Genomic DNA, 13,174 nt, shown 5'->3' with positions numbered 1-13,174 from the left:
TGAGGTATAGAAGATGGCAGGTTCGGCTGCGGAACGCGTTGGCGAGCAGACTGAGCCTACTCCTCGATCGGTTCCCATACTCCGAGGGTGGTTGGCCTGAACTGTGGCACGTGGGCGAGCGAGCGGACCAGTCCGGCGTCCTCGCCCAGTCTGGCGCGCCAGTCGGCGCCGTCCGTCAACACGCACCCGACGCCGACGACTTCCGCCGCAGCATCCCGTGCGAGCGCAATGCAGGCTGCGATGCTGCCGCCCGTCGCGATTACGTCGTCAACGATGACCACCCGACGGCGCATCAGCAGCGGCAGAGCAGCGCGGTCGAGGCGAAGGGCCTGATCGCCGTGAGAGGTGATCGACTGCAACGGTCTGCTCAGCGCGTTCGTCAGGTGCAGTTTCGGAGATTTCTGCAGGATTATGTACTGGTCGAGGCCGAGATGGCGGGTGACTTCGATGGCGACCGGAATGCCGAGCGTCGCCGCACCGACGACGATCTCCGGCTGTAAGGGGCGCAGAATCTTCGCCAGTTCAGCGCCGATATGATCGCCGAACGACACGCCCATGTCCGTAATCATCATCAGGGCGATGGCGAGGTCCGGCTTGACAGGCGTTATCGGCAGTTCGATCTCGCGGCCCGCCACGTCCACGCGCCAAGTCGTGGAAGCCAGCGGCGGGCTGGAGCCGCCGGGGGTTATCTGGTTGTCCTGACCGTGACTCACGCTGTGACCGTATCGAAGCCGTCCTCCGGAGGGAGCGGGCGGGGTTTGCGATTTTCGTCCAGCGCCACGAAGGTGAATTTTCCTTGCGTGACCTTGCGGCGGTCCTTGGTGTTCCGGGCGCGGCGCCAGGTCTCGACATGGATGACCATGGAACTGCGGCCGGTCTGCACGATCTTGGTGTAGATGCTGACCTCGTCGCCGACGATGACGGGCTCATGGAAAATGAAGCTGTCGATCGCGACCGTCACGCAGCGCCCCTGCGCGCGGAACGCTGCAGCGGTGCCGGCCGCGAGATCCATCTGTGAAACGAGCCAACCGCCGAAGATGTCGCCAGCGGGATTGGTGTCGGTTGGCATCGCGACCACCCGGATCGTCGGTATCACTTCAGGCGGGCTGGATGGGGGCGTCGGCACAGAGAGTATCCTCACATCAACAACAGTGACTGCTTCGCCTCGGAAGGCGCCGCCGCCTTGAAGACAGGCGGGGGCCGGGACCGGAGGTCAGCGGAACGGCGGCTCGTCAAAACCGCGCAGCTTGCGTGAGTGTAGCCCCGCCACCCCCTGTTCGCGCAACAGGCGCATGGTCTCGATTCCGACGACGAGATGCTGGTTTACGCGCTCCCGGTAGAAGGCGTTGGCCATTCCACGCAGCTTCAATTCTCCGTGCAGCGGCTTGTCGGATACGCACAGGAGCGTGCCGTAGGGCACGCGGAACCGGAAACCGTTGGCTGCGATCGTTGCGGATTCCATGTCGACGGCGATCGCACGCGACATGTTGATCTCTGCGAACAGCGCGTTCAGCCGCAATTCCCAGTTCCGGTTGTCGGTCGTCATCACGGTTCCGGTACGCAATCGTGTCTTCAATTCAGCGTGACGCAGCCCGGTGACGCGCGCAGTCACTTCCTGAAGCGCCACCTGAATCTCGGCGATGGGCGGAACCGGCACCCATGGCGGCAGGTCGTCGTCCAGAACATGATCCTGCCGTACATAGCCGTGTGCGAGGACATAGTCTCCGAGAAGCTGGGTGCGACGGAGCCCGGCACAGTGCCCGACCATCAGCCAGCAATGCGGCCGCAGGACAGCCATATGGTCGGTGATGGTCTTCGCGTTTGCGGGACCGACGCCGATATTGACCAGCGTGATTCCGTTCCCGTCCGGGCGGCGCAGATGATACGCGGGCATCTGCGGGAGGCTGGTCAGCTGGGCGGTCCCACCACCGGTTTCGGCGGTGTCCTGCTGGAAAATGATATCGCCCGGCTCGATGAACGCATCGTATTCGCCGCCCTTGAGGACCTCCTGCTGGCCATAGGCGCGAAAGGCGTCGACGTAACGCTGGTAATTGGTCAGCAGAATGAAACGTTGAAAATGCGCAGGGGCCGTGCCGGTGTAGTGGTGCAGGCGGGCCAGCGAGTAATCCGTGCGCTCTGCTGTAAACAGCGCCAGAGGGCGTGGGCGTCCGTCTTCGGGCACCAGCGCGCAGTTTGCTATGGAATCGTCCGTTGCGCGCAGGTTTGGCAGGGCGAAGTGGTCCTGCAACAGGCGGAGGTCCGCTTCGGTCAACCCGGCCACCGCATCGTCCATGACGTAGGGGAGCGGGATCGGGCGGCGTGACCTGCCGACTAGAACGGGTTGCTCGTAATGACGAATCAACAACTCGATCTGCTCGAGAAGATAGTCGTGAAACAAAGTCGGCCGGGTTAGCGTCGTGCCGTAAAAGCCGGGTTCGAGCACGATGTCGAAGGGCGGACGGACGCCCGGCGCAGGGCCGTGAGAGACCGGGAAGGCCAGGTAGGGGTAGGTCGGCTGAGCGATCGAACCCGCTTCGCGGTTACGGAACGCGGCGCGCAGCGCCTCGGCGCTCTCTTCATACAGCGCTTCGATCCGCTGCACGGCATCGCCAGCGTCAGTGAATGAGACGAAGTCCGAACCGACTTCGCTCAGTATCGCTTGCGTCCCGGCCGCCAGCATCCCGATCTCAAGTGTTTCGATCGTTTGTGTTTCAGGCATTCTGGCTCTCCTGCGTCCGCTCCCGGGTCTGGCGCGGCGCGAAGGCGCGCGTCAGTGCCGGATAAGTATGTAGTTGATCGTAACGTCGAGATCGAAGTGGTCGCCCGGAATGTCAGGCGGCACCGGCGGCAGTTCTGCGCCATGGAACATGCCGGTCGTCGAGGCGTCGAGTTCATAGGAGCCTGACTGTCCCGTCAGACGGACGAACCGCACGCGTCCGGCCCTGTCGATCACGACATGTACGGAGGACGGACCTTCCTCGCCGTTTCGGGCTGCGTCCTCCGGATAGTACATGTGGCGGCGTATCCAGCGGTCGACCTCGGCGCTGTAATCGTCGCTGACGCCGCGCGTCGTGGATCGCGTGGAATAAGGCGCGTTGAGACGGCCGTTCTGCACCATAGGCCCGATCGAGAGGTCGATGGGACCGCCGGAGCCGCCCGAACGCCCACGCCGGTTGCGGCGCGGCGCGGAGGACTGGTCGAGTGACAGGTCCATAGGCGTGTCGAACGGGGACGGCGCGTGCTGGCGATGCGTCTGGCGCTGCACCGACTGCTTGTGCGTCGACTGCTTCTCTGTCTGCTTGCTTCCCTGCCCGGAGTTGCTTGACGTCGGGTTGATCGGCGCGGGGGTCGGCGTGGGCGTCGGGTAGCTTTCGTCGGCGGAGGCCTGCGGAAGCGGCGGCGTGGACGGCGTCTCAGGCGTCGGCTGCGCGTCTCCCTTGGCGGACTCGGCTTTCTCCGGCTCGGCGTCGCTGCTTTGAGAGGACGAGGACGAGGCGTTGCCGCCGGCGGCGTCGTCAGAATGTTCGCCGACCATGCCGCTCTGGGCTGGCGGGGTAACGAACATCATGTCCACGGAATTCGATTCTGGGGCCATCGGCGACCCCCGCGGCCGATGATGCGCGGCCATTATCAGGGCGAAGGCCAGCAACGCGGCGTGCAGCGCCATCGAGATGACCAGCACGGCCACAATGTCTGGGTCGGCGAAAATCTGCCGGGGCCGCATGGGCGTCCTGGTGCGACGCAGTTTGCGGTAGCCCTCGGGGCGGTCGATGAATGTGGGCGCAAGTCCATTGCGACCGTTCTCGTCGGATGACGCGAGCGGTCTCGGCGCCGCTGCGCCCGGGCGTGTCTCGCCGTGACGCGGAACCAGCACCGGCTCCCTTGGATCCCTGACGCGGGAATAAGGCCTCAGCGTCACCGTCATGAAAAAGGGTCGTTCTCCGGATGGACCTGCGTTTGCCTGCGAGCCGCCGTCTCAATCTGCCACCGCCGTCAGCGCGTGGCCACCCGTATCCTGCCGGGTTAAGGTAATGCAACGTATCAGTCCGCCTGAGCGCGGAATTATCAGGCCGGATTCACCGTGCGTCGGCCGGGATTCCTCGACGGCGCGGTTGTGGCGCTCTGGGTGGGGACGTGGCGTCGCTTGCGGGGCGGTCCTGCTTCTGGCGGCGTGAACTGTTTCTCAATAAAAGCGGACGTGTTGTCGGACGCAAACCTTACCGCTCGATCCGGTTCGCTTCTGCTCCATCTTCGCTTGCGGCGCCGATGCGTCATGCGTGCGCATACGCTAGCGGGTCGAGAGGCGAGCAGTGTCTGATCCTCTTAAACGAACGCTTATGTTTTGACCGTGATTGCCGCATGTCGTGAAAGAGGCGGCGCTGCATCAGGGCAGGTTGAGCTTACTGTCGCCTGACGGGCGCGATATGTCAGGCGGACTTGTTCCGGTGAGCGTGGCTATGTGGTCACGGGTGTTCATTGGATCAGACAATGTGCAGACGCTCGAATCGGTTCGAACCGTCATGTGGTCTGGCGACAGGAGTGATTGCCTCATGCCCGCACTCTCTCATCGCGTGGCTGAACGTCATCTGTCGGAGGCCGATCCGGACATGGCGGCGCTGATCAGGCGCGTCGGTCGATGTCGCCTCACGCAGGACAGGGAACGGCGTGAACCATATGACGCCTTGGTGCGGGCCGTGGTCTATCAGCAACTGCACGGCCGCGCGGCGGCTGCGATCCTTGGTCGTCTGGAGGCGGCGGCTGGCGGTCTTCCTTCTGCGGAGTGGTTGCTGGAGCAGGACGAAGGGTGTCTGCGCGGCTGCGGCCTGTCGGCGCGCAAGGCCGAAACGCTGCAGGGGCTTGCTCGGGCGAGACTTGACGGGACCGTGCCGTCTCGCGCGCAGGCGGCGCGTCTTGATGACGAGAAGCTGATCGCGCGTCTGATTTCGTTGAAAGGCGTCGGTCGCTGGACTGTCGAGATGCTGCTGATGTTCACGCTTGGGCGGCCGGACGTGATGCCGGTCGACGATTTTGGGGTGCGGGAAGGGTGGCGGCGTATAAAGGGGCTGGATGCGCAGCCGAAACCTCGTGCGTTGCTGGAAGAGTCTCTTCCGCTCGCGCCTTGGCGCTCCGTCGCGACCTGGTATCTGTGGCGGGCGAGCGAGGAGGGACGGGCAGTCGCGGCCAACGTCCTTACCGGGTGAGCGTCGGGTCCGGCGGTTCGACGTAACGTCTGGAGTTGGGGCAGCCTTAACTTCAGTGCTCTGTGTCTGCTTCGATCTGTTGTCCTGCGGAGGGGGTTTTGTAGTCGGCGGCGATAAATTCAGTATTATATAGGTGTTTTATTAAATATAGAGTTAGTCTGTTTTTCTGGTACGCCCGCAACATCGATCTTGTTGTATTGTTTTTCTTCGCTTTATCGCGTGATGTATTTTTTGGGTTTTGGTGTGGGATTAAAAAATAAAAATAAAACCGAAAAATACTTATATATAGTTACCGATAATCTCTGCTCATACTTGCGAAAATACTTCGAAATTATCGAGGGGCGCGCGTTCCCTCAGTGAGGGCTCTCGTCATCAATGGAATGCAGAGTATAGAAAAAGGCATGTCTGTTAACAAGATATGGGCATGGTAACGCGATCGCTTACGTCTGGTATGAGTTTTTAAAGGAACGCTGACCATGCGCGTGTGCGTTCCTGGTTGACGTTCTGTGCGGCTATATCTATCGAGCTGTGACTGACTTTCGTTCGCAATACGAGGTTCCCCGCAACCAATCGCATGAGAATTTATAACAGTGGCTTTCGACAACCTCCTGCGGCGAATGTCTCGTCGCCCCGTTACGACGAAGAAATCTGCGACGCCTTTGCCGGATTTTGTTCTCGAGATCCGCGAACGTGCGGCACAGGGGCATGTTCTCGATCAGGTTCGATGGGGCGATATTCTTCTAAGCGATCAGTACGGCCCACGAGATCCCGAACAGGGACGGGAGTGGTACGCCATCGCCGCAGGCGCAGGGTATGCTCCGGCGTACAACATGCTGGGCCGGTGCCATCATTTCGGCTGGGGTTGCCCTGTTGACCTTGCCAAAGCGGTCAGCAGCTACAGGGCTGCGGCGGATTTGGGTGATCTTTGGGGGTGTTACAACCTCGGAATCATGACCATGCGGGGTCTTGGTCGTCCTGCAGACCTTGAGCAAGCACTGTTTCTTTTTCGCAGCGCGGCTGACCGTGGGCACGCAAAGTCTATGAACCTCGTCGGGAGATTTACCGAGGAGGGATGGCATACGCCGCGTGATCCAGAAGTTGCGCTTCAGTGGTACAGGCGGTCGGCTGAGGGCGGTGATTACAGAGGGCAGCATAATTACGCGACGGCGTTGCTTGAAATGGGGCGGCGTGAAGATGCGCTGACGTGGTGGCGTCGCGCGGTAGAAGAGGCCACCAGCGACATCTTGCTCGCGATGGAAAAACGGCTGCGAAGCTTGGGCGCCGCTGGAGACACGGCGTTGCTTGAGCGCGCGCGGGCGCGGCTGGGCGCTTTGGGCGTCGCGGCGGATCAGTAACGGAAAGCGTCTGAATTGCTTCCGTTGCATATCAGAAATCTGACCGAATCATATCTTTTGATGTCAGGTGTGTCCTGATTGCACTTGCAAATGGTTATCATTTGAATGACAGAAGGCTTAATTCGTATTCAGAATCATTTGCAGGAGCAGCGTCTTTGTCTTCCGGCGCCAAGTATCGCACCCCTTCGTTGTCCCTTGCTCTCGGCTCCCTCGCCATGGGGGCTTCGCTTGGTGCGCCGCTCGCAAGCGCGAATGACCAGACGCAGAGCCCGCAACGCCACAAACACCATCACCGGCACGTCGCAGAGGCAAGTAAACCCGCGACAAACACGCCGTCGCCTGCTCCCGGATATGCTCCTGCGGCGGCATTAAACGGGGACGAGCACGCCGCCCGGAAGACGGGCAGAAGCGCTCAGTCTGGCGATGGGGAGTCTTTGCTCGTCACCGGACGCAGCATGAATATTCTGAACGATCCGATCGGCATTGGCCGTATGCCGCAGGATATCATGCATACGCCGCAGACGGTGAACGCTGTTCCGCGCATTCTGATGGAGCAGCAGAACGTCAAATCGCTTGACGAGGCGTTGCGGGACGTGCCGGGCGTTACGGCTTCGGTGGGCGAGGGCGAGGGCGGGATGTCGGGGGATCAGTTCCTGATCCGCGGGTTCCAGGCCCAGAACGATATTTACGAAAATGGCTTGCGAGATTTCGGCGTCTATACGCGCGACAGTTTCGACTACGACCACATCTCCGTCATCAAGGGACCATCTTCGGAGGTGTTTGGAAACGGAACGACAGGCGGCGCCATCAACATTACCACCAAGGTGGCGCATCTGGGTAACAACTACGGCGCGCAATTCTCTGGCGGCTCTGGTGAATACTATCGAGGGACACTGGATTTCAACCAGCAGATAGGCGAGCACACGGCGATCCGTATTACCGGGATGGGGAATGAAAACAACGAGGTTGGGCGAGACAATATTTACTCCCATCGTTGGGGGTTGGCGCCGTCGATAGGGTTTGGGCTGGGGACGAAAACGACTTTCACGCTGGAATATTTTCACCAGTCGGATAACCGGATTCCCGATTATGGCGTGCCGGTCATCACGAAACCGGGGACCGCGATCGCTCGTCCGGCCACGGAATATGGGCTGAACCGTCACAACTGGTATGGAACGAATTACGATCAGGACGTCACCAATGAAAACATGCTGACTGGCAGGCTTCAGTCAGAGATCAGTCAGTACATCACTGTGTTCGATGATCTTCGTGGCGGCATGTATCAGCGCTGGTTCTCTGCGTCCCAACCGGGTTGCGACACGACCTGCGCCAGTGAATTCTTTACGGACCCCTCCGCTGCGACGGTGGACCGTCGCGGTCATCTTGGCGGTCCTGAGCCATATCAGCAAAATGACTGGTCTGTGCAGAACGTCTTCTCTGTGTTGGCGAAATTCAAAACTGGATCGATCAAGCATGAGATGATTGCAGGGTGGGACGTCGAACACGTTTATGACCGACGCACCAACTACGCCTATAACTTTAACGGTCAGAATGGCACGGCGTCCGACACCACGAGTCTGGTGCACCCCTCTCATACCCAGACGGGGCTGCTGCTGGGCGGCGCCGGCCAGTATCAAAGTAACCTGGTGAATATCTCCGGAGTGGGACGAGCGCTCTACAAGACGGGCGACGCCACTGATGTCGGCGCTTTCTTTTCGGAGCAGATGTGGGTCGCGCCGTGGTTCTCCATCAAGGGCGGCTTCCGCTGGGATCACTGGAACAGCCATTACTCCGCGAATGGCGGGATGGTTGGCGGCGGCGTCCATTACGGGCAGCAGCAGGACACGTTCAATCCGACGGTCAGCCTGATGTACACGCCAAGCAAGAATACAATGGTGTATTTCAACTGGGCGCGCTCGACGACGCCGCTCGGGCTCTACGTGACGAACAGTTCCGAGCCGCTGAAATCCTCGACTCAGGGCTTCAAGCCAGAGCAGTCGAGTCTCTACGAACTGGGGATCAAGCAGCAGTTTTTCCATGGCCGACTTGGCGCCACAGCGTCCGTTTTCAGGCTCGAGAAGGGCAACGCCATGATGACCGATCCCAGCACGGGAACCGTGTCGTCATCCAGCGACCGCCAGAGAAATCAGGGCGTGGAACTCAGCCTTTCCGGGCAAATTCTCAAGAACTGGAACGTGATTGGCACATACGCCTATTATGACGCGACCACGACATGGTCTTTGACGGCGGCTGATGTTGGAAAGCGTATTCAGTATGCGCCGAAGAACATGGCGACGCTCTGGACGACATATACGATCGCCCCGGATACGCCCTGGAACGTGACGTTTGGCGGTGGACTTACATGGCGCGACGCGGTTTACCTCAACGCTGCGAATACGGCGCGTGTGCCGCACACGATGGATTGGGATGCGATGATTTCTCACAACATCGGGCATCGCTGGCGTATGGCGCTGAATGGATACAATCTTACGAACCGGGTGAATTATTCCAACCTGTTCAGCGACAGGGCGACCCCCTCGGTCGGCCGAACTTTCCTGGGAAGCCTGTCGTTCACTTACTGATTGCGTACCAAAGTCGGCCTGCCTGATTGCTCAGGCCGGTTGCAATTTTGTTCGGATACGCACTCTGATCTGACGTCGAGAAAAGGTCGACTTACGCCAACGCCGTAAGTCGACCTTTTTTATTGTCAGCCCGCTTCCAGATAGCCCGGTCTTGTAATGACTATCGGGTCGCCGAAGCATCCCGCTTCTCCAGAGACGCGCTTTGGCAATCTTTCGGCGCGTTGAGCGGATCGCAACGCGCAATCAATCCGTCCGGAAACGCCACTACATAATTGTTCCAGCGCGCAGGCTCCAGTCCGGGAAAGTCGGTGCTGATGATCTGCGCGCCGCTGTGGAAGGCGACATCGCGGCGGGACGTGTCGCCAGCGCGTGGTTCGACGGTGTTTGCGTCGGCCCGCGTGCGAACAAGGTAACCGGCCTTCACCAGCTCGGAGATGGATTTTTCGGCTGCGGCGTTATTCACAGCGGCGCTGCCGTTGCCTGCCTGACCTACAAAGCCTTCGTTCACCTCGGTGAAGGCGCCGTCGGGGTCGCCCGGATGAGAGTTTGTGAAAACGACACGTCCGCGCAGGGCGGGATGTCCTTGCGTGTAGCGTGCGGTGTCGTGGGGACGATCAAACAGAAAGATGATCTTCCCCCGCGCCTGCGAAAGGGTAGGCCACCCGGTCACGCGCACCGCCTGATCCAGCGTATCGAACTGTCCTCTTACGTCGTCGGGCGTCAGGATATTCGCGCGTCCTACTGTTTCCAGAATTTCCTTGTCGAGTTTGTCGTAAGTGGCCGGGGTGAATGCTTCCGGGGTAGTGAAGGGAAATTTTTCACTCTTGAACGGAATATCCTGCTTGGTCTCAAGATCCACGAAAAGTGGCAGGTGGCCAGGATGGGCCTTGGACCATGACGAGACAATCTCCAGGCATTTTCGCAAGGGCTCGCAGTTCGAACGTTGGTCGACATCGACGATGTGCATCACCTTGAAATCGTCCCCCTGCATGAGGGACGAGGATTCAGACGCCGGGTCCGGCTTCAGGCCGGATTGGCGTTCCCATGCAGGGCCCTTGGGGTGGCTGTATTCGCCGCCATGCGTATCCGCATAAATATCGATTTCAATCTGGCGCACGCCGCTATCGAACTGTTTGTCCAGATTCGTGTGACGATAATCGAGCGCGTCCGCCATCTGCGGGCTCAACTTTTGCAGCCATTTCAGAGTGACCGGAGAAATGTCGGAACGGTAGCTGTTGTGTGTGCCGATAATCTGTATCTGGTTCAGACGCACGGAGTCGTCCACGCCTTGAGCGTGAACGCTGTATGTCGGTGTCAAAACAAACGAAGCCAGAAGAGGCAGGGAAAACCGTCTTGGTCGAAACATATTTTATTCTCTGAAGTTTTTGTCGGTAATTGTTTCAAGTCGCAATTGACGCATTGCGCAATTCAATTATTGGGAAATCATAAAACATTCATAAAAAATACACAAAATTTATAACGAAATGTCATTTGAATACGGGGGTATTTCGCAATAGCTCATGGCTGCCGCGCGGGAGCCGTTCATCTCGCCGTTCCTTCACCATGAACGGACTTTGTAATGACGTTAAAAAAAGCATCCCTTTGCAGCACGATTTTTGTCGCCTGCTCTGTCTTTATCGCGCGACCTTATTCCCAGGCGATTGCGGCAAGCCATCACTCTCATACGAAAAGCCGATCGAAGGCCGAGGCGATAGTCAGCGCCAAACCCGACGCGCCACTGAAATCCGCCACTCGTACGAAGCCGCATACGCGACTTATGGCCACTCAGGCTGAAACAGTGAACGTGCAGGCTTCTCATCGCGCACTTGGCGGCGGGATGATGGAGAGGCAGACGGTTGCAAAAACGATAAGTTCTGTAAATCAGGAATATATTTCAAAACAATCCCCGCTTGTGAACCCTGGTGTTCTGGTGTCCAGTTTGCCTGGCGTGCAGGGCAATAACGAGGGGCCGTTGAGCACCACGTCGGAAACCATACATATCCGCGGTCTGGACCAGACCCAGATCGGGATGGTTTATGAAGGCATGCCGCTCGCTGACCCGTTCACTTACGGCGCTTACACGTCCGCCATGGTGGATAATGAAAATATGGCGTCCGTATCTGTCAGCCAGGGATCTTCTGATCTTACAGCGCCGACATATAACGCCGACGGCGCGCAAATGACGTTGAATTTGCGCCATCCGTCAAAAAAATTTGGGGCGTATGTCGAGGCGTCAGGCGGAACTCACAGCACGAATAAGGAATTTATCCGCGTTGACACAGGGGAAATAGGACATTCTGGCGTGACGGGATTTGTGTCTGGTTCTTATTCCAGTGCGAATCTCTGGCGTGGTCCGGGCGACATGTATCGCTGGCACATCGATGCTGCTCTTGAGAAGCAGTGGGGACGACGCAGCAGTTCAGAATTGATATTCAGCTACAACTACGCGAACCAGACCGAGTGGTTATATCCTACCCTCGCCCAGTGGCACGAGTACGGCGACAGTTATAATACGAGTTCAAAATATACCGCAGGAAACACGTCATATTACAAATTAAATACCAAAGCGACAAATGCGATTGTTGGCACGATCAAAAATCACTTTGATTTTGGGAGCGGGCTGACGCTGGACGCTCAGCCCTATGCGGTCGAAACCTATGGCCCGAACAATTATGGCGTGTCCATACCAACGTCCAATGGTTATTTTGGGTCTGAAAAGTATTCGAATCTCGATGGATATTCGTCTGGAAGCGGAAACGTCACGGCGATCAGCATTCACCCCTGGGTACAGACGTCTAGCGGGTTGAATTTGATCGGGGCGTGGAAAAAGGGCAATAACACGGTAAAATTTTCATATTGGTATTCTTATGTTGTGCATACCGAGTATCAAAATCATTATGTCGTCGATTCACATGGCGGGTACTCGGAGAATAACGGATATCTGAAAGTCGGAGGCAGAGCGCTGACCCAATACGATATCAACGGCATGCAGCAGTCGAACACCCTAGCGCTGGAAGACGAACTGCGTCTATTCCATGATCGGTTGACGATCAATGCCGGTCTGCGCACGAACATGATCAGTCGGCAATTCACAGAGAACCTTCCGGGCGCCGATCCCTACAAATCGGTTAAGAATATGTTCATACCGGCGCCTCAACTGCTCATCAGCTACAAGATCGATCCTGAAAATCAGATCTATATAAATGGAACGACCGGTTACCGGGCTCCGTCTTCATTCCAGTCTCAGGTGGCGACATATAGCTTCACGTCGCCTGTTGTGGCGTCATCGCCGTTAAGCGATTATCGGCCTGAGTATATGATCGGAGAGGAAATCGGCTTTCGTCATTATGGACCGATCATGTTCAACGTGTCCGGGTTTAACTACAATCTGACGCATCACCAGATCAGCAGCTCCACCTATCTGCCGAATTCAACGCTGATCGTATCCCAGCCGATTGACGCAGGCGGGGAAACGGCGCGTGGCGTTCAGGCGGAGATATCCACTCGTCCATGGCATCATATCAGCGCCTATGCGTCAGGGCAGTACATGCATACGTCGGTCGGCAATAACATCGCCTATGGCGGAGATTATTTTCGAACTAAGGGCAAGCAGGAAGTGGCGTCACCCAAATTTCTCGCGGCTTTGGGCCTGACCTATGACGATGGCACGACATTCGGAAATTTCAATTTCCGCTATTCAGATTCGCAATACTCGACGTTGATGAACGATCAGGGAATTCCAGCCTATTTCACGGCGGATCTCTCTTTCGGTCGTTATCTTCCAAAAGTGGGGCGATTTCATCCCAAGGCGATGTTAAGTCTGACCAATCTGGGAGATGTGCATTACCTGTCATCGATGACCGGATATTCCGTGACGGCCGCGAAATCGATCACCGGGATTTACGGCAAGACCGTCAGCGGTTCGAATCCGAGCTACAATGTCGGATCCGGCTTTGCTGCCGTTGTGACGATTGCTGGCACATTCGAATAAAAAGGATCGCGTCCGGCCTGTGTTCCTTCGAAACAGGCGGGGTCG

Annotated in this window: 9 protein-coding genes; 4 read left to right on the top strand and 5 right to left on the bottom strand. The window is 58.1% G+C overall.

Features of this window, described 5'->3' with window-relative positions; all coding sequences use genetic code 11:
• Nucleotides 1-56 precede the first annotated feature (56 nt).
• The 4 genes from G442_RS0113360 to G442_RS0113345 all read right to left on the bottom strand — a co-directional run bounded on the left by G442_RS0113360 (nucleotide 57) and on the right by G442_RS0113345 (nucleotide 3,925).
• A complete protein-coding gene (locus tag G442_RS0113360) occupies nucleotides 57-713 on the bottom strand; it encodes a phosphoribosyltransferase family protein (protein ID WP_211229148.1) in 657 nt (218 codons plus the stop codon).
• A complete protein-coding gene (locus G442_RS0113355) occupies nucleotides 710-1,069 on the bottom strand; it encodes an acyl-CoA thioesterase (RefSeq protein WP_146882499.1) in 360 nt (119 codons plus the stop codon). Before G442_RS0113355 ends, G442_RS0113360 begins: the two co-directional genes overlap by 4 nt.
• A gap of 144 nt (nucleotides 1,070-1,213) precedes the next feature.
• Nucleotides 1,214-2,680 carry an AMP nucleosidase gene (locus tag G442_RS0113350; RefSeq protein ID WP_035376653.1) on the bottom strand — a complete coding sequence of 489 codons (1,467 nt, stop codon included), beginning with the start codon at nucleotides 2,678-2,680 and terminating at the stop codon, nucleotides 1,214-1,216.
• Nucleotides 2,681-2,770: 90 nt separating this feature from the next.
• The gene (locus G442_RS0113345; protein ID WP_026398392.1) at nucleotides 2,771-3,925 is read right to left on the bottom strand and encodes an energy transducer TonB; all 1,155 of its coding nucleotides are present in this window, start codon (nucleotides 3,923-3,925) and stop codon (nucleotides 2,771-2,773) included.
• A gap of 625 nt (nucleotides 3,926-4,550) precedes the next feature.
• Between G442_RS0113345 and G442_RS0113340 the strand changes: the two genes are divergently transcribed.
• The 3 genes from G442_RS0113340 to G442_RS0113330 all read left to right on the top strand — a co-directional run bounded on the left by G442_RS0113340 (nucleotide 4,551) and on the right by G442_RS0113330 (nucleotide 9,138).
• A complete protein-coding gene (locus tag G442_RS0113340; RefSeq protein ID WP_035376652.1) occupies nucleotides 4,551-5,201 on the top strand; it encodes a DNA-3-methyladenine glycosylase family protein in 651 nt (216 codons plus the stop codon).
• Nucleotides 5,202-5,818: 617 nt separating this feature from the next.
• Nucleotides 5,819-6,556, top strand: coding sequence for a tetratricopeptide repeat protein (locus G442_RS0113335; RefSeq protein ID WP_035376651.1), 738 nt, complete (start codon nucleotides 5,819-5,821; stop codon nucleotides 6,554-6,556).
• A 215-nt stretch (nucleotides 6,557-6,771) separates the two neighbouring features.
• Nucleotides 6,772-9,138 (top strand): TonB-dependent receptor, encoded by a 2,367-nt coding sequence (locus tag G442_RS0113330; RefSeq protein WP_084440604.1) that lies wholly within the window; start codon nucleotides 6,772-6,774, stop codon nucleotides 9,136-9,138.
• Nucleotides 9,139-9,298: 160 nt separating this feature from the next.
• Here the strand turns inward: G442_RS0113330 and G442_RS0113325 are convergent, their stop codons facing one another.
• Entirely contained in the window at nucleotides 9,299-10,423 is a 1,125-nt protein-coding gene (locus G442_RS0113325; protein WP_246789449.1) for a phosphatidylinositol-specific phospholipase C1-like protein, read from the bottom strand.
• Nucleotides 10,424-10,915: 492 nt separating this feature from the next.
• On the opposite strand from G442_RS0113325, the gene G442_RS0113320 reads away from it, so the two are divergent.
• Entirely contained in the window at nucleotides 10,916-13,129 is a 2,214-nt protein-coding gene (locus tag G442_RS0113320; protein ID WP_456303708.1) for a TonB-dependent receptor, read from the top strand.
• Nucleotides 13,130-13,174 lie beyond the last annotated feature (45 nt).

This window comes from Acetobacter nitrogenifigens DSM 23921 = NBRC 105050, from assembly GCF_000429165.1.
Taxonomy (GTDB): Bacteria; Pseudomonadota; Alphaproteobacteria; order Acetobacterales; family Acetobacteraceae; genus Acetobacter; species Acetobacter nitrogenifigens.
The sequence above is the reverse complement of the archived record's forward strand: the minus strand, read 5'-3'. Positions and strand labels throughout refer to the sequence as shown.